Origin of the sequence: Candidatus Chloroploca mongolica, assembly GCF_004762035.2 — a bacterium.
In the GTDB taxonomy this organism is placed as follows: domain Bacteria; phylum Chloroflexota; class Chloroflexia; order Chloroflexales; family Chloroflexaceae; genus Chloroploca; species Chloroploca mongolica.
This window is the reverse complement of record NZ_SIJK02000004.1, coordinates 111,170-127,169: the sequence shown is the minus strand read 5'-3', so window position 1 is coordinate 127,169 and position 16,000 is coordinate 111,170. Positions and strand designations below refer to the sequence as shown.

The following is a 16,000-nucleotide window of genomic DNA, read 5'->3' as shown; positions in this document are numbered from 1 at the left end:
GCTGAACTGGATTAGGAGAGTAGCCACAACCAAGCATATCAGCGGGATCACGCCTCTTCACTACCCCAATATGTAGAGGTTTGTATCATAATCCTGCATCCCCCCCTAATTATGTAGTTCTAAGTCTGTAGTACGGCAGAAGGTGTTCGCTATTTTAGATCAGGAAAGGGGCAAGTCGCATGGGTTTCCTGCGTCTCGTCATTAAAACACTCCGCCTGGCGACAATGCGGCTGGGCATTGGTTGGATGTTCGCCCTCGTGACGTTTAACTTCAACCGGGTTGCAATTGCCGATCTCGGGGCCATCGCCGTCATTGTCACCTCGCTAATCGGGATGCACCATTTCATCTCGTTCTTCCAGATCTACTGGGGGCGCTTTGCTGATCGTTATCCTCTTTTCGGCTATCGTCGCACCCCCTATATCTTCATTAGCGGTGTTGGAGCCTCACTGATTTTTCTGTTTCTGCCCTATATTGCGATCGGGCTTGGTTCGCGGGATCTGGTTGCAACCGTTGAAGCATTCCTCTTGATGGCTGTGTTTGGTGTCTTTATGGCTATGAACGGGAGCGCTTCAAACTCACTGGTTGCAGAAGTCACCACCCCGAAAGAGCGTGGCGGCGTTGTAGCCGTGATCTGGGCTGCGATCATCATCAGTGGCATTGTCTCGGCAGGTGTTTCGCGGGTGATTATGCCCGAATACTCACATGAGGCTATGCGGCAACTCTACAATATGACGCCAATCATTGCCGTCGTGACAATTCTGCTCGGCGTGGTCGGGATGGAGCGCCGCATCACCAAAGAAGAGCATGCTGCCCTGCTGGCCGCCCAGCCGCAAGAGAGCGCTTCGCCGCTGGGAACCTTCCGCGTGGCCCGTCAACTGATGGGAACCAATATCCACGTACGTGCCTTCTTCTTCTTTGTCCTGCTGGCCATTATGGGCATCTTCCTACAAGATGCTATCCTTGAACCATTTGGTGCTCAGGTCTTCGGAAAGACTCAGGCCGAGACAGCCGCCTATCAGCAGGCCTGGGGAGCCGGAGCACTGCTCGGGATGTTTTCGATTGGTGTGATCTCATCGATCTTCCCCATCTCCAAGAAATTGATCGCCAGCCTGGGTGGGCTCGGCATTGCCGCTGCGTTGGCAACAATTGCGATGTCTTCGATTACCTATCAGCCTGGCCTGGTCTATCCGGCTCTGCTGGTCATGGGTGTCGGCATCGGCTTCTTCAACGTCGGTGCCCTCTCGATGATGATGGAAATGACGATCGAAGGACAGACGGGCCTCTATATGGGCATCTGGGGCATGGCTCAGGGTCTGGGCAATGGGTTTGCCAATGTCTTTAGTGGCGGTCTCGTCACGGCGATGATTGGCACGGGCTTGTTCAGCCCAACCCTCGGGTACACGCTCATCTTTGGCTTCGAGGCCATCGTGATGGTCGTCGCCATTGGCATCCTGCGCAGTGTCAGTGTGCAAGAATTCAAGGGCCTGACCAAGCAGGATATCGGAACGGTGCTGGCGATGGATACCGCGAGCTAGTCCGTTGAACTAGAGGAAATGCCGCAGCGAGCAGATGCAGATAGACGCTCGCTGCGGAGAAGATTGTTATGGCGCTTGCGTTTAGTTTTGAGAATATAGCTTCGGTCTATGATGCGCAACGAGCCCATCCACCCGAGGCAGCAGCGCAGATCGGTCAGGCGATTGTGGGTCTGATCGGTTCGTGTGCTTCGCTGCTCGAACTGGGAGTAGGCACGGGGCGCATTGCGGTGCCGACGGCTCAGGCCGGTGGGTTGGTGGCCGGAGTGGATATTTCAGCCGAGATGTTGGCTCTGGCAGCGCAACGAGCCAAAGCTACCGAGGTAGAGCTTGCGCTAATTTGTGGTGACGCCCAGCAATTACCCTTTCCGGATCAGAGCTTTGAGGCCGTGCTTGCAGTACATGTGTTGCACCTCTTGCCCGATTGGCGCTCAGCCCTGAGCGAGATCGTGCGTGTCCTCAAACCGGGTGGAATCTTTGTGCAAGGCAGTGATTGGCGAGACCCTGATTCGTGTGTCGGACGTCTGCGGACGCAACTGCGCCTGGCCGCCATCGAATTCATGCCTGGAAGCCGCCCACCGGGGGCGGGAGCAGCGCTTGCGCAAGCCCTGGCTCGCTCTGGTGGTACGACGAGCGAACCTTTCATCGCAGCTACGTGGGTAACCTCGGTCAGCCCAGCCGACGTCCTGGCTGGCATGGCGGCACGCTTTGATGCCGAGACATGGGTGCTCAGCGATGCGATGCTGGCTACCGTTATGGAGCGCGTGCATGCCTGGGCTGAAGCAACGTGGTCAGATCTGACCAAACCCGAAATGGTAGAACACCGGTTTATGTTGAGTGTTACGCGCATTGGCACCGCTGAACCGGAAGTGATGCATAGCTAACCTGGTGATTGTTATGATGTATACTGAAGACCAACTACGCCGTCGTGAACGCTCACGCTGGACAAAAGTACAAATTATTCTGGCCCCGATCCAGTTTGTGGTCTTTTTGATCAGTTTTGCCCTGGTACTACGGTATCTTGCCACTGGCGAAGGGTACTTGATTGCAACGATCAGTATCTGGATCAAAATTGCCCTGATCTGGGCGCTCACGATTACCGGAATGCTCTGGGAATATGATATGTTTGATCACTATTTCATGGCAAAAGAGTTTTTCTGGGAAGATGTCGGCAATCTGATTGCGATTATCACGCATAACCTCTACTTTGTAGCGCAATGGATGGGTGCCGACTCGCGCACCGTGATGTGGGTGATGGTCTTTGCCTATGTCACCTACCTCTTTAACGCGGTTCAATTTGTCGTACGAGGGATAAATTCAGCTCGCCAGCGCCGTTCGCTCCGCCAGGCAGCCTCACAAATGTAGTGTGCCTGGAGGCTTGATGATCTGCACCAGTTGCAGATACCTTTTTTCGACATTCGCTAGAAAGCGATGGCCCACATGCCGATCAAATCTCGCGCCGTAGTTATCCCTCGCCGCAATACCGTTGAATTGCGCACGGTTCAAGTACTTGAACCACAAGCGGGTGATGTGCTACTCCGCACTGCCTTTACCTCGATTAGCGCTGGAACAGAACGGATGCTGCTTGATGGCCGTATGCCTCATCCCGCACTGCTCTTTCCGGTAGTACCCGGCTATGAAACGGTAGGCCAGGTCGTGAAGGTGGGGGCCAAAGCCCCTCAGGAATTGCTGGGGCAATGGGTGTATGTTGGTGGCGCACGCTGTTTCCGTGGCGTCAACCCGGCCTGGGGTGGGCAGAGCGAGTATATCAGTGCCGAGGCTGACCGCGTCGTACCGCTCGGTTCGATTGACCCGGCAACCGGGGTGGTGCTCGCCCTTGCCGCAACCGCACTGCATGGGCTCAATATCGCCCAGATCCGTAAGACTGACCGCGTACTAGTGCTTGGTCAGGGGATCGTTGGGCAACTGGCCGCCCGCCTCGCTCGTATTCAGGGGGCACAGCATGTGGCGGTCGCCGACCGGGTGGGCGTACGACTGGCCGTGGCCGAGGCGGATCAGGTCATTGATATTACCCGCGAGTCACTAGACGAAGCACTCGGCGAAGCCAATATCAATGTCATCATTGAGGCAACTGGCTCGATGCCTGCGCTTGTCGGAGCGCTGCCGCTGCTTGCCAATCATGGGCGCGTTTTGCTGCTCGGCTATTATGACCATATCAATATTCCGTATGCCCCGGTCTTTATGCGTGAAGCGCAGATCCTGGTGGCCCGCGAATGGAAATTCGGGGCCGATGGCGACCTGCCCCGCGTGCGCGATATGCTCGCCTCGGGCGATCTGAATGTCAATGGCCTGCTAACCCACCGGGTGCCCCTTGATCGTATTCAGGCGGCCTATCGGCTCGCCCTTGAGGATCCGAGTTGTCTCAAAGTCGTCGTGGAATGGCCGCAGGACGAAGCAACGAGCGAGGTCTGACTCAAGGTCAGACGTGCAAAGAGAGGCGTTCATGCCTGCGAAGATGCGACAAAATGGAACGAACCATGCCCGGATGCTGGCCGTCTATGGCAAAGGTGGCATGGGCAAGTCCTTTTTTACGACAAATCTGGTGAGCAAACTGGCCCTGCTGGGCAATCGAGTCATGCAACTCGGCTGCGATCCCAAACACGACAGCTGCAATGCCCTCTTTGGAGGGGTCAGCCTGCCGACACTCGGTGATGTCTGGCGTGAGTTGAAAGAGGCTGGCCGTGAAGACCAGCTGCGCGCCGAGGATGTCATCTTCAAGACACGGGTAATGGAACAGGCAACCGTCTATGGCTGCGAGATTGGTGGCCCCGAGGTCGGGCGCGGTTGTGGAGGACGTGGCATTACCTTCGGCTTTGATCTGCTCGAAAAGTTCGGGATGAGCCAGTGGGCACTTGATTATATTGTGATGGATTTCCTGGGTGATGTAGTCTGTGGCGGCTTTGCCACGCCGCTCTCACGTTCACTGGCCGAAGAGGTCATCATCCTCTGTGGCAATGACCGCCAGAGCCTCTATGCGGCCAATAATATTGCGAGTGCGGCCCGCTATTTTGCCCAGATGGGTGGGCGCACACGCCTGATCGGGTTGATTGTCAATCGGGATGATGGGAGTGGTGTCGCCGAGCGCTTTGCCGAGCGGATCAATCTGCCGGTACTGGCAAGTATTCCGCTTGACCGTGGCGTTCGCGAACTCGCCGACGCATGCCAACTGGCGCTCACCGAACCACGTTTTGAGGTTATCTTTGACCGCCTGGCACGCCAGATTATGACCCGGAGTATCCCCGAAGTCGCCATGGAAGATGTGCATCCCCTTGAGTATGCCGAGTTTTTGAAGGTCTTCGGGGCCATCGAGCCTGATCTGGTGCCCGAAGGGGCAGGGGTCGAAGAACTGATGGGAGGTCGTCAGGCCAGGACTGTTCCGACCTTCGAACTGGGCTTGATGCAACAGGCGGTTGGCGATCAACCTGAACTTGATCCAGCGACACGCCGGGTCGTCGGCAGATTGCTCACCGACCTTGGCATGTATGTGACCGAAGCCAACCACGATCCGAAAAAGGGCATGACCCTCACAATTGATGGCAATACAACCATTTGCTTTGGCAACGAGGATGAACTTGAGAGCAAACTGGCGATCCTGATCGCTTTGCAACGCTCAGGGGAACCCTACCGTTATGTTGACCTGAGAAGACCGGCAAGCCCGTTGTATCGTTAAGCGAAGGATGGCACGATGAAGCTAGAAACCCCTTCGAAAGTAGCCTTGACCGAGTATGTGCTGGCACCCTGGCATTTGCGCCTGCGCTGGTGGGCATGTGGGTTCTTTTGGAGCTGGTGCCAGAGTTTTGAAGCCCACCATGTGACATCGCCAGAACAGGCGAATCCTCTGTGGCGTCGGTAAGATAGCTCATCATAACGGGTTATATGGCACCCTGGTGATGAAGCATACTTGCAGCAATATGGTACAATAGGACAAGAAGGAAGCTCATTAGCTACAGTTCCATGGTGCCATTCTTCGCGTCAAACCGTACGCGACAAATGATAGGAGTAGGGGTATGCCAGCAGGTCTTGGTGAGGCCACGCAGATGATTGGCCCGATCACCCCGGCGCTCATGTGCTGGGCAAGTTTGATTATTACGGTGCTTGCACTCGGTTTGACCTTTTTCTGGACCAATATCACGGCGTTTGCGCGGCGTGCGCGCAATGGTCAGCGTGTTCCTACGGCCGGTTCGGTGGTGAAACGCTCCGAACGGTGATGTCATTTTGGTAACGTGTGTGATGCGAAGTGCAAGGTGTGCTCGCTGCATGTTGCACTTCGCATTTCAATGAGGTGAAAACTGTGCCCACGGCTACTGAGCCTGAGCTTCCTCAGACGCTGTCTAATGGTGCTGTCCCCCCATCTTCTGCACCTGTTCCTCCGTACCCGTTCGCTGCAATTGTTGGTCAGGCCGAGCTCAAACTTGCTCTGCTGCTTTGTGTTGTGAATCCAACGATTGGCGGGGTGATGGTGATGGGCCATCGCGGTACCGCCAAATCAACTGCTGTCCGTGCGCTGGCGGCGATGTTGCCACCAATCAAGGCTGTGCCTGGTTGTCCGTATTCATGTTCGCCTGATCGTACGGCTGGGCTATGTGAGCGCTGTACGACGCATAATGAGCCTGGGGGAAGGAAAGCCGCGCGCCATCCATCAGCAGTGACCATTGCAGTACCAGTGGTCGATCTCCCATTGGGCGCGACTGAAGACCGCGTCTGTGGTACGCTTGATATTGAACGCGCCCTGACGCAGGGTGTGCAGGCGTTTGCCCCAGGGTTGCTGGCCCGCGCCAATCGTGGCTTCCTCTACATTGACGAAGTGAACCTGCTTGAGGATCACCTCGTCGATGTGTTGCTCGATGTGGCCGCCAGTGGCACCAATGTGGTTGAGCGTGAAGGCATCAGTATCCGTCACCCGGCACGTTTTGTTCTGGTGGGTAGTGGCAATCCGGAAGAAGGCGATCTGCGACCGCAGTTGCTCGACCGCTTTGGCTTGCACGCCCGGATCACGACGATCACGAGTGTCGACGAGCGCGTCGAAATTGTGAAGCGCCGTCGCGCCTATGATACCGATCCGTTTACGTTTGTCGACGAGTGGGCAAAAGAGACGGCCAAGTTGCAACGCAAGATCAAAAGTGCCCAGAAACGGTTGCCTGAGGTCACGTTGCCTGACCCGACGCTCTACAAGATCGCTGAACTCTGTGTCAAGCTCGAAATTGATGGGCATCGCGGTGAGTTGACGTTGAGCCGGGCAGCCAGTTCACTGGCGGCATTTGAGGGTCATAACGAAGTGCGCATGGAGGATGTCCGACGCATTGCGAATCTTGCGCTGCGCCATCGCCTCCGCAAAGACCCCCTCGAAACCCAGGACGACTCGGTTCGCATTGAACGTGCGGTCGAAGAGGTGCTGACGTAGTTGACGCTTGCAGCAGACAGACCAGCGGCAGCGCCGGCACAGGCGCTGCCCGTTGGGTATGGGCCTGAACGCTCGTCTGTTCCTGCTCTAGGTGCGTAAGGTAAACGCTATGCCTCTGGTTACGGTTGCCCAACGTGGGATGCCCTTCTCGGCTCTCGTCGGGCTTGATGCTGCGCGCCAAGCGCTGCTCCTCCTCGCAGTCGATCCTGGTCTTGGTGGGGCGGTGATTGCCGCCGGGGTTGGCACGGGCAAAAGCACGCTGGTACGTGCGTTTGCGCAACTGATTGATGAGCAGATTTTTGTAGAACTGCCCGTCGGGGTGACGGAAGATCGCTTGCTGGGTGGACTCGATCTCGAGGCAACGCTTGCCCGGGGTGAACGGGTGCATCGTAGTGGGGTGCTTGCCCGTGCTCACGGTGGTCTACTCTATGCCGATGGGGTGAATCTGCTTGACGATAGCACGATTAACCATCTGCTCGCTGCACTCGATAGCGGGGTGGTGCGCGTGGAACGCGAAGGGTTGAGTGTGGTTGAACCTTCACGATTTGCGTTGCTTGCGACCTATGATCCCGATGAAGGCCCGCCCCGGCGTCACCTGATGGATCGCGTTGGCTTGATTGCCGCCCCGATCTCCCAGGCCCCGGCACCCGCCCGCGCCGAGGTCGTGCGCCGTAATCTCACACTTGACCGTGAACGTCTGGTGAGCCTGAAACGGTCAAAAAAGGCTTCGTTGCGCCCCGAAGGCCTGAGCGATGATTTCGAAGATGAAGATGCGCTCTTGCAGGCCATGGTGCTGGCAGCACGCGAAGCGCTGAAAGAAGTCACGATCGAGGATGCTCAAGTTACGCAACTGATTCAGGCCGCTCTGGCGCTCGGCGTCGAAGGCCATCGGGCTGATATTTTTGCGACCCGTGTGGCGCTGGCCTCGGCAGCACTCGCTGGACGCGAAAAGGTCGCTGATGAGGATCTAGAGCGCGCCGTGCGTTTTGTGCTGTTGCCACGCGCAACCCGTACCCCACAGATGGAGGCACCACCGCCGCCACCCGAAGAACCCCCACCGCCCGAGGAGCCGCCACCGCCCTCGCAGAGCGAAGAGAATAACGAAGACGAAGAAGAGAAGCCCCCGCCCCCGCCTGAAGAATTGACGGTGGAAGATCTGATCCTGGCGGCCCTTGATAGCGAAATCCCCCCTGATGTGTTGGAGACACCCTTTACGGTGCGCCGCAACGGGCGTAGTGGGTCACGCGGGACAACCTCTGGCTTGCGTGGGCGGCATATTCGCTCTATCCCCGGTCTTCCCTCACAGGGGCGGCTGGATGTTGTGGCGACGCTGCGCGCTGCGGCACCGTGGCAACGAGTGCGTCACGAAGAAGCGATTCAACGACCACGCGCCGAGGTACACAAACGCCATATTCGGCTCAAAGCCGACGATCTCCATATCAAGAAATATCGCAGCAAAGCGGGGACGCTCTTCTGCTTTCTGGTGGATGCCAGTGGATCGATGGCACTGCACCGAATGCGCCAGGCGAAGGGGGCCGTCAATGCGCTGTTGCAACAGGCGTATGTGCATCGTGACCAGGTCGCACTGCTGGCGTTTCGTGGCGAAGAGGCTGAAGTGCTCTTGCCACCATCGCAGAGTGTCGAACTGGCGAAACGCGCCCTTGATGTGCTGCCCACAGGCGGCGGAACACCCCTGGCGGCGGCGTTGCTCGCGGCCTATCAGGTCGCCGAGCAGGCCCGGGCACGGGGCATTCATCGCACCACTATGGTGATTATTACCGATGGGCGGCCCAATGTGCCATTACGCCCTGACCCGAGCCACGATAAGCAGACCCGTCTGGAAGTTGCTCGCCGGGAAGTCCAGACCCTGAGTGCGCGTTTGCACGCAGCCGGGATTGGTGCCGTTGTGATTGATACCCAACGAAGCTTTGTCAGTCGAGGCGAAGCGCAACAACTGGCGGCCTGGCTAGGTGGACGTTATGTCTATCTGCCGCAAGGTCGTGGTGAACAGATCGCCCAGGCTGTGCTCGATGCCAGCACGGAAAGTTGAGCGGTGGTGTACATCTATGCTGGTCTACATTGCTTACCCCACCAGTCTGACGTTGCAGTCGGCCAATGCGTTGCAAACGTATACCACGCTGCGTGAACTTCGGGTTCGTCGACCTGATACATTGGCATTGATCCCGCGCTGGGGGCGCGAGGAGAGTCGGTTTGAGGAAGTAGGGGCCGTGCATCTGCCCCGTCCGGCGATTGGGAAGCTCTCACGCCTCTACAAATCAACGTTGCTCTACTACCTTGAGCACACAGCCTTTGCGTTTATGACAGCGGCACTGATCGCGCCACGACGCCACGAGGTTGAAGCTGTCTATGTACGGCAGGTGATCTGTGCCGCCTGGTGGGCGGGCGTGCTTGGGCCTCGCCTGGGGATACCAGTGATCTACGAGGCGCACGACCTAGAGACGCGGAATCCGTCGCGGGCACGAGAGCCGTGGGCCGAGGGACTTTTGCACCTGATTGATCGCATCGCACTGACGCGGTCTTCGGCGGTTGTGTCGCTGACCGACGATTTTCGGCAGTTGCTGGCAACGCTTGGCTGGCGCAACCTAGACGATGTGTTTGTCGTTCCCGACGCCTATGACGAGCAGATTTTTGCGCAAGGGAATCGGCAGGAAGCCCGGCAAACCCTGGGGCTCCCTGCCGAAGCACCGATCATTGCTTATGCAGGCATGACATTCGCCCATCGGTGGCTTGATGGGCTGCTGGCCGCGTGCGCGGAACTGCGCCAACAATGCCCGAACCTGATTGTAATTCTGGCAGGCGGGCGGGATCACGAACGCGAGGCTTTGCGCAAGCAGGCCTACGACCTTGGTTTTGGTGATGGTGGGCAACAGCAAGGAGAGGGCATCTGTATGCTCATCCCACCACGGCCTCAGGCCGAAATTGTCACCTACCTGCAGGCCGCCGATGTCCTAGCGATCCCAGACACGGTAACGGACATTACCGCCTCGCCGCTGAAACTCTTTGAATATCTTGCCCTGGGGCAACCGATTGTGCTGCCCATCTTGCCTGCATTGCAAGAGATTGTGCCGCTGCACCTGAGTCACACCTTTGCGCGACGCGATCTGGCAGGTCTGACGAGTGGCCTGGGGGACGCTCTGGCACGGGCACCGGACATGAGGCGGGCAATGGCACGCCGGGTGATCGCGACCGAACACACCTATGGCAAACGCGCCGAACGCATTCTCGCGGTGGTGAACCGTATCAAGCATAACGAGCGCTGATTTGACGCAATGTGCTAAAAGCGTGTACCATACGTCATGTAGAGGCAGAATTGGTCGCCGCTACATGCAGACGTTTGCGAGTTTGCAGGAGAGCATGTACCTGCAAGCCACCAGGAGTCACGTATGATCACCATTATCATCTGGGCGGGCGTCGGTCTGGTTGTCCTCGGTGTGGGGGGAGGCATTGCCACCACTGCCACAACCGCCTTTATTCCGGCCCTCTTCGGGCTAGTTCTGATCGTTTTAGGCTGGCTGGCACGCAATCCAGCGCGTACCAGGCTAATGACGCTCATCGCGTTGGGGATCGCAGCGCTAGGTACCATTGCGGCGCTCGCCAATGTCGGGCGTCTAGCTGGGGCAGGCGGGGTCGGGCTAAATGCTGCGACCTTCTCGAACCTCATCATGGCCTTCTTCAGCGTACTACCACTTGGCTTTTGGGCCGTGGAGCGGCTGACGGGCATGAAGTTGTTAGAGGATTAGCGAGAAACCGATGAAGGCTTGAAAAAAGGCCAGCGTCGCTGGCCTTTTTTCAAGCCTTCAAACGCCACCTAGACTACCCCGAGACGATAGTTACGGCGGGCCAACAAAGCGAGGATCGCGCCCGTCACGGCAATCAGAGCGAGCAGGACACCGAGTAAACCGGCAATATCAGCGAGACGCGCATTGTGCTGAACGATCTCGATGACAGGTTGCACGAGATAGTAGGTTGGGAAGATACGTGCGATCCACTGCGGAATGTCGGGAAAGAGCGCAATCAAGGCGGGCGCATACAACAGCAAACCGATGGCCTTGATCGTGGCAAAGAGAGAATTGACATCCTTGACGAGCGTCCCCATAACGATCCCCAGTTCGGCGGAGAAGATCGCCCCCAGCAGCAAGACCCCCGCGACAAGCCCGGTGCGCTCGTTCAGAGCACCATTCAGCGCGAGCACAACCAGCGCCATCACAGTACTCAAGCCGACGCCAAGCAAGCCCTTGGCAAGGTAGACATCAGCGGTGGTCGCAGGCGTAATCGCCAGCGCCGTCAGCGTCCGGTGCTGTTTTTCGCTGACCAGCGATGAAGCAGGGAGCATCATCGCCCCAAAGACGACACTCATCAGGATGAGCAGCGGCAAGAGGCGATCCTGCCAGGGCAGGGCAACTGTATCACCAAGCATCGTGGTCGTCAAAGTTACCGGTAGTTCCTGTCCCGCGATCTGACGGGTCCAGGCGACGAGGGCGGTACCGAGCAGAGCGCGATCCTTCAGCAGGCTCTCGCCCCAGACATAGGCAATTATCGTTGTTGGTTGGCCTGCGGCAAGTTGCGCATCAAAATCTGCCGGTACGACCACGCCCATATCAATGGCCCCCCGACGAGTTGCCGCCTCGAGGCCAACCTGAGTATCAAAGATCGTCAGCCGGATCGAGGTCATCGCGGCGGCTGATTGGCTCAACTGCGAGGAACCCTCATCAACGATACCAAGGCGGGGCTTGCCACTAAAGAGCGTCCCAAAGAGCAGCGCAAGGACAAAGCTGAGGACAAGGGGAACCACCACAGCAAAGATAAAAATGATATTCTTGGGGCCCTGCACCAATTCACGATAGAGCAAAACCCCCACACGATAGAGACTCATCGGAATCTCCTTTGCAGCGTCAGCGTACCAATGGTCATCAGCACCGCCGCATACGCCAGCAAGACCAGCAGATTGGCACCAACTTCACGCCAGCCGGCCTCAAAATTAAGGGTACGAAAGAGCGTATCAACGAGATAGTGCGACGGGATCAGTCGCATCCAGTTCGAAGTCAGACCGGGGATCAGGAGACTCAGCGTCGGCAACGCGAGCAAGAGCATTGCGAGGATGCCCCAACCCATCACCGACATCAAATCGCGCCCGACCGAAGCAATCAGGAACGCCACCCCGGTCACCATGGTCGCGCCAGCGAGGAGGGCGAGCAAATTCAACAGGGGTTGGGTCGCAAGGCCCCCGGTAAGCAGCAAGAGCAAGGCAGCCTGCGCAAAAGCAAAGAGCGACCCAAAGATCCCTTTCGCAAGAAAAAGTCCGCGCATCGTCAAGGGTGTCACCAACAACGCTCGGATGGTACCACCCTCAACTTCACTGGCAATCAGACTGGCGAGACCGAGGCACTCAACCATCAAAATAAACACCACCAGGAGCGGCAGCATGCGCTGGCGAGGGGCAATCTGCGCCCCGGCCATATCAGGCCCAAGCACCGTCTCGGTGACCTCAATTGGCAATTCCTGCCCAAGGATGAGAAAGACGAACTCTTGCAACGCCACCTCGTAGATAGACACAAACTCGGGTGGAACATCGGGCGCAAGGAAGAGGGCAACCTGAGGTTGCGTACCAGCCTGCAACTGAGCGGCGAGATCATCAGGAAAAACAAAGCCAACGGGAAGATCGCCGGCAAGGATAGCAGCCTGTAACTCTTCTGAGGTAGCAAAACGCGCGATGCGCACCTCATCAGCATTGCTCAACTCAGCCTCCAGCGCAGGAGGAGCCCCGGCGAGCACCAACCCGAGCGCAAGCGTCTCATCAACCGTTTTGGGGAGAAGAAAGTAGAGGCCTGTAAAGGCTACCAGCGACAAGACGGTCACAAGGGCAAAGAAGCGATTGGCAAAATAGCCCTTGAAATCCTTGGCAATGAGCGCGGTCAGCATCATCGTGGTCATGACGCAAGCCCCCGACCAGTAATACGAATGAAGATATCTTCGAGGGTCGCCTCGGCGCTATGCAAGGTAACCACCTGTTCACCCTGGAGCAAGGCAGCGACCTCGGCGGGTGTATCAGCGCGATCGAGCATAATCTCACGGCGCTGCAGAGTGCCATCGGGGGCGAGCACTTCGACATACACCATACGCTGCCCATACTGCTGCTTGAGCGTATGCGGCGTATCGAGGGCGACGATAGTACCGCGGTCAAGAAAGGCAACCCGATCACAGAGCAGATCGGCCTCGTGCATATCATGGGTGGTCAAAAAAATCGTCGCCCCGCGCATCTGCTCCTCGCGGATCACATGACGGATCGCCTGCGCCGACGTCGGATCGAGGCCCTCGGTTGGTTCATCGAGAAAGAGCACATCGGGTTGATTGACGAGGGCGCGTGCAATCATCAGACGCTGCTTCATCCCCTTGGAATAGCCTTCAACCTTATCTTTGCCGCGGCCATCGAGGCCAACCCGGCGCAACAGCGCATCGGCATCAAAACTGCGCACCCCGAAGAGACGGGCAAAGAGGTGCAGATTTTCGGCACCGCTCATCGTCTCGTAGAGATTCGTCAACTCGAAACAGACCCCGATCCGTGCTTGCATCCGTTTGGGATGACGGGCAACATCGATGCCCAGGATCGTGATCTGGCCAGCCTGCGGACGCAACTGGCCGGTGAGCATCTTCACCGTTGTCGATTTGCCAGCACCATTGGGACCGAGGAAACCAAAGATCTCACCGGAAGCAACCTGGAAACTGATTTGATCAACAGCGAGCAACGAGCCATAACGATAGACCAACTGCTCGGCAATAATTGAAGGAATAGGCATCAGAAGCCTCGTAGGGAAAGATGAAAGATGAAAGATGAAAGCGGAAAGGAGGGTGAGAACATCAAGGATGCAATGTGTGTCGGTGTGCGGTTCAGTCACTGGGAGCCTTATCCGATTACCTTTGATTGTACGTCGGGAGTCAATACTTTTCAAGTACGCCGCTTGTGGGGAGAGGGCGATGGCAGCTTCTGTTCGTATGTGCCGTCAGAGCATCAGAACACCCCCATGCGCCCGTGCCGTGGGCGTAAGTAGTCTGTAACGTACGTTTACGGGGGCTTCGGCAGGCTCAGCCTCCGTCCGTTCGCAACGCCCATCGCCCGCAGTTGGCTGAGCTTGTCGAAGCCAAGCCCGAGAGCAGAAAACTTTTGTTACAGACCAGTAAACGCCTCGGTGAGCGAATGCGAAGCCGGTCTGCGCCGGCTGGATCAGGCCACGAAGGTAGCCTTGGCTTCCCAGGAGTCGAGCCGTTTACGGCCACGGCAGAAGATGCAATTGCCCTAAGGGCTCATAAAAGAATTACTTGACCCACCCCACAGGCACTTGGGTGGCAGACCGTGGGGAAATCGTATAGTTCCATTGCGGGCATACACTATGTGGCTGAATGTTCAACAAGGCCATCTCAGTATCACTGACTTTGACCCCCGTAGCATAGGGCGTGGTCACCAGATAGGCCCGCACCTGCAAGCCGGTGTGGGTCGTCGTGTCTGCGATATACTGCTGGACGGCAGCAAACGAGCGCAAGGGGCATCCCGCCCATGTCTTGCTAATCTCGCTGAACAGCCGATGTTCAATCGGATTCCATTTCGACGTACCCGTCGGATAGTGACACACCGTCACGGTCAGGCCCAAGGCGTCAGCGATTTGCACCTGGAGTTGCTGCTTCCAGACCCGCGAACGGGCACCGTTACTGCCGCCGCTATCGGCTTCAATCAAGATCTGGGTTGCATGCGGATAGCGTTCGCGCAGTTCGGTGCGGCACCAATCGGCCAAATTGTCCACGGCAAACGTCGGCGTATCGGCCGACTGGCCAATGTAGACCGTGCCCCGGTTGGCTCGCAGATCGTAAATCCCATACGGCACGGCCCGTCCAACCGCATCCTGGGGGAAATCGTGGACATCCACCTCTTCCGCCTGCACACACCAGATCTGCCCAGCGTTTTTGAAGTTGCCCACCAATTCCTTCTTCTTGGTATCGACACTAATAACCGGCTGATCAGCCGCCGCATGCTGGGTTCGCTGGGTCTGGATGTACCGAAATTGTTGATCGCGCTCCGGGTGCTGCTGCCCTGCCGCCTGTTTCACGTTGGCGCGCAGACTGTAGTTATGCGCGCGCAGAATACGACTAATCACCGGCTTACTGACCCGATGGCCCTGTGCATCCAGCCGTTGCCGAATATCACTCAGGCGACAGTTGAGCCACTTCTCCACGCTCATGGGATCACCTGCCGTGTGCGGGGCAACCAGCGCCAAGATCAGGGCTTCCAGAACCGGGTCTTTTTTTCGGCGGCAGGCCGCCCCGCGCCCGTCCGCCGCTGGCGCACCGCTGGTACGTCAGCAAGGCCTGCGGCCAGTTCCTGCTGGCCCCGCCGGATGGTGTTCCGCGCCAAGCCGGTGATGAGCACCCACTGGCGCAGCCCCGGGCTCGCGGGTTCTTGCGCGAGAAATCCGACATACCAGCGCCGTTGGGGTTCGGTCAGTCGGCTTAAGAGCACATTGATCTGGTGATGCCGACTGACCACCGCTGGGTCGCTGGCCGCTTGGCAAATCGGACATGCACAGGCATGGATCGCAGGCTCCTCCAGAGCGGTCATCTTCGTTCCTCCACATCAGGAGCCTGAAGTATAGCATGGTGGGTCAACTAATTTCTTTATGAACCCTAAGTACTGGCACTAGCATAGATCTCAGATCTCAGGGAGGCAAGGTGGCAGAAAGGTTTAATGGCGGATGAGAGGCAGGTAGACGCGCGACAACGGCATAAGTGGTGTAACGGTCGGTGTCATACTGGGCATAGTCGTTACGGTAGCAGTACCCGTCGCTGTCGCCGTACCGGTGCGCGTCGCCGTGGGCGTCGCCGTGGTAGTGCCCGTCGCCGTGCCCGTCGCCGTGCCGGTGGGCGTTGACGTGGTGGTGCCCGTCGCCGTGCCGGTGGGCGTTGACGTGGTGGTGCCCGTCGCCGTGCCGGTGGGCGTTGACGTCGCCGTGCCCGTCGCCGTGGCGGTGCCCGTCGCCGT

General features: G+C 57.8%; 17 protein-coding genes. 11 read left to right on the top strand and 6 right to left on the bottom strand.

The features are described 5' to 3' along the window. Positions 1 to 179 precede the first annotated feature (179 nt). From EYB53_RS03710 to EYB53_RS03660, 11 genes are all read left to right on the top strand, one after another. Positions 180 to 1,535, top strand: a complete 1,356-nt coding sequence (locus EYB53_RS03710; RefSeq protein WP_135476867.1) for a BCD family MFS transporter — start codon at positions 180 to 182, stop codon at positions 1,533 to 1,535. A 68-nt stretch (positions 1,536 to 1,603) separates the two neighbouring features. Then, positions 1,604 to 2,416, top strand: coding sequence for a class I SAM-dependent methyltransferase (locus tag EYB53_RS03705; protein ID WP_135476865.1), 813 nt, complete (start codon positions 1,604 to 1,606; stop codon positions 2,414 to 2,416). Positions 2,417 to 2,429: 13 nt separating this feature from the next. Next, positions 2,430 to 2,897, top strand: coding sequence for a 2-vinyl bacteriochlorophyllide hydratase (gene bchF, locus EYB53_RS03700; protein WP_254150863.1), 468 nt, complete (start codon positions 2,430 to 2,432; stop codon positions 2,895 to 2,897). Between the two features lie 75 nt (positions 2,898 to 2,972). Then, on the top strand, positions 2,973 to 3,965 hold the full coding sequence (locus EYB53_RS03695) for a zinc-binding dehydrogenase (protein ID WP_135476863.1): 993 nt from the start codon (positions 2,973 to 2,975) through the stop codon (positions 3,963 to 3,965). Positions 3,966 to 3,996: 31 nt separating this feature from the next. Next, the gene (locus EYB53_RS03690; RefSeq protein WP_167857241.1) at positions 3,997 to 5,223 is read left to right on the top strand and encodes a chlorophyllide a reductase iron protein subunit X; all 1,227 of its coding nucleotides are present in this window, start codon (positions 3,997 to 3,999) and stop codon (positions 5,221 to 5,223) included. A gap of 15 nt (positions 5,224 to 5,238) precedes the next feature. Then, positions 5,239 to 5,406, top strand: a complete 168-nt coding sequence (locus EYB53_RS03685; protein WP_167857240.1) for a hypothetical protein — start codon at positions 5,239 to 5,241, stop codon at positions 5,404 to 5,406. A gap of 154 nt (positions 5,407 to 5,560) precedes the next feature. Further along, positions 5,561 to 5,761 (top strand): hypothetical protein, encoded by a 201-nt coding sequence (locus EYB53_RS03680; RefSeq protein WP_097651522.1) that lies wholly within the window; start codon positions 5,561 to 5,563, stop codon positions 5,759 to 5,761. Between the two features lie 83 nt (positions 5,762 to 5,844). Continuing rightward, positions 5,845 to 6,954: a magnesium chelatase ATPase subunit I gene (gene bchI, locus EYB53_RS03675; protein ID WP_135476861.1), complete on the top strand. Its 1,110-nt coding sequence runs from the start codon at positions 5,845 to 5,847 to the stop codon at positions 6,952 to 6,954. A gap of 109 nt (positions 6,955 to 7,063) precedes the next feature. Continuing rightward, a complete protein-coding gene (gene bchD, locus EYB53_RS03670) occupies positions 7,064 to 9,004 on the top strand; it encodes a magnesium chelatase ATPase subunit D (protein WP_135476858.1) in 1,941 nt (646 codons plus the stop codon). Positions 9,005 to 9,020: 16 nt separating this feature from the next. Beyond that, a complete protein-coding gene (locus EYB53_RS03665) occupies positions 9,021 to 10,235 on the top strand; it encodes a glycosyltransferase (protein WP_135476856.1) in 1,215 nt (404 codons plus the stop codon). Between the two features lie 123 nt (positions 10,236 to 10,358). After that, a complete protein-coding gene (locus tag EYB53_RS03660) occupies positions 10,359 to 10,715 on the top strand; it encodes a hypothetical protein (RefSeq protein ID WP_135476854.1) in 357 nt (118 codons plus the stop codon). A 68-nt stretch (positions 10,716 to 10,783) separates the two neighbouring features. Here EYB53_RS03660 and EYB53_RS03655 read toward each other — a convergent pair whose 3' ends face one another. The 6 genes from EYB53_RS03655 to EYB53_RS03630 all read right to left on the bottom strand — a co-directional run. Beyond that, entirely contained in the window at positions 10,784 to 11,848 is a 1,065-nt protein-coding gene (locus tag EYB53_RS03655; protein ID WP_135476852.1) for an ABC transporter permease, read from the bottom strand. Further along, on the bottom strand, positions 11,845 to 12,906 hold the full coding sequence (locus EYB53_RS03650) for an ABC transporter permease (protein WP_135476850.1): 1,062 nt from the start codon (positions 12,904 to 12,906) through the stop codon (positions 11,845 to 11,847). Before EYB53_RS03650 ends, EYB53_RS03655 begins: the two co-directional genes overlap by 4 nt. Continuing rightward, positions 12,903 to 13,769 (bottom strand): ABC transporter ATP-binding protein, encoded by an 867-nt coding sequence (locus EYB53_RS03645; protein ID WP_135476848.1) that lies wholly within the window; start codon positions 13,767 to 13,769, stop codon positions 12,903 to 12,905. Before EYB53_RS03645 ends, EYB53_RS03650 begins: the two co-directional genes overlap by 4 nt. 516 nt (positions 13,770 to 14,285) lie before the next feature. Next, the gene (locus EYB53_RS03640; RefSeq protein ID WP_254150862.1) at positions 14,286 to 15,239 is read right to left on the bottom strand and encodes an ISAzo13 family transposase; all 954 of its coding nucleotides are present in this window, start codon (positions 15,237 to 15,239) and stop codon (positions 14,286 to 14,288) included. A 2-nt stretch (positions 15,240 to 15,241) separates the two neighbouring features. Continuing rightward, on the bottom strand, positions 15,242 to 15,580 hold the full coding sequence (locus EYB53_RS03635; RefSeq protein WP_135476844.1) for a transposase: 339 nt from the start codon (positions 15,578 to 15,580) through the stop codon (positions 15,242 to 15,244). Between the two features lie 123 nt (positions 15,581 to 15,703). Beyond that, positions 15,704 to 16,000 (bottom strand): hypothetical protein (locus tag EYB53_RS03630; protein WP_205712569.1); only part of this gene is annotated, 297 nt, incomplete at its 5' end.

Excerpts from the sequence above, each read along its gene's own strand:
- EYB53_RS03710 (WP_135476867.1), top strand. The coding sequence starts at position 180 with ATGGGTTTCCTGCGTCTCGTCATTAAAACACTCCGCCTGGCGACAATG.
- EYB53_RS03705 (WP_135476865.1), top strand. The coding sequence starts at position 1,604 with ATGGCGCTTGCGTTTAGTTTTGAGAATATAGCTTCGGTCTATGATGCG.
- bchF (WP_254150863.1), top strand. The coding sequence starts at position 2,430 with ATGATGTATACTGAAGACCAACTACGCCGTCGTGAACGCTCACGCTGG.
- EYB53_RS03695 (WP_135476863.1), top strand. The coding sequence starts at position 2,973 with ATGCCGATCAAATCTCGCGCCGTAGTTATCCCTCGCCGCAATACCGTT.
- EYB53_RS03690 (WP_167857241.1), top strand. The coding sequence starts at position 3,997 with ATGCCTGCGAAGATGCGACAAAATGGAACGAACCATGCCCGGATGCTG.
- EYB53_RS03685 (WP_167857240.1), top strand. The coding sequence starts at position 5,239 with ATGAAGCTAGAAACCCCTTCGAAAGTAGCCTTGACCGAGTATGTGCTG.
- EYB53_RS03680 (WP_097651522.1), top strand. The coding sequence starts at position 5,561 with ATGCCAGCAGGTCTTGGTGAGGCCACGCAGATGATTGGCCCGATCACC.
- bchD (WP_135476858.1), top strand. The coding sequence starts at position 7,064 with ATGCCTCTGGTTACGGTTGCCCAACGTGGGATGCCCTTCTCGGCTCTC.
- EYB53_RS03665 (WP_135476856.1), top strand. The coding sequence starts at position 9,021 with ATGCTGGTCTACATTGCTTACCCCACCAGTCTGACGTTGCAGTCGGCC.
- EYB53_RS03660 (WP_135476854.1), top strand. The coding sequence starts at position 10,359 with ATGATCACCATTATCATCTGGGCGGGCGTCGGTCTGGTTGTCCTCGGT.
- EYB53_RS03655 (WP_135476852.1), bottom strand. The coding sequence starts at position 11,848 with ATGAGTCTCTATCGTGTGGGGGTTTTGCTCTATCGTGAATTGGTGCAG.
- EYB53_RS03650 (WP_135476850.1), bottom strand. The coding sequence starts at position 12,906 with ATGACCACGATGATGCTGACCGCGCTCATTGCCAAGGATTTCAAGGGC.
- EYB53_RS03645 (WP_135476848.1), bottom strand. The coding sequence starts at position 13,769 with ATGCCTATTCCTTCAATTATTGCCGAGCAGTTGGTCTATCGTTATGGC.
- EYB53_RS03635 (WP_135476844.1), bottom strand. The coding sequence starts at position 15,580 with ATGACCGCTCTGGAGGAGCCTGCGATCCATGCCTGTGCATGTCCGATT.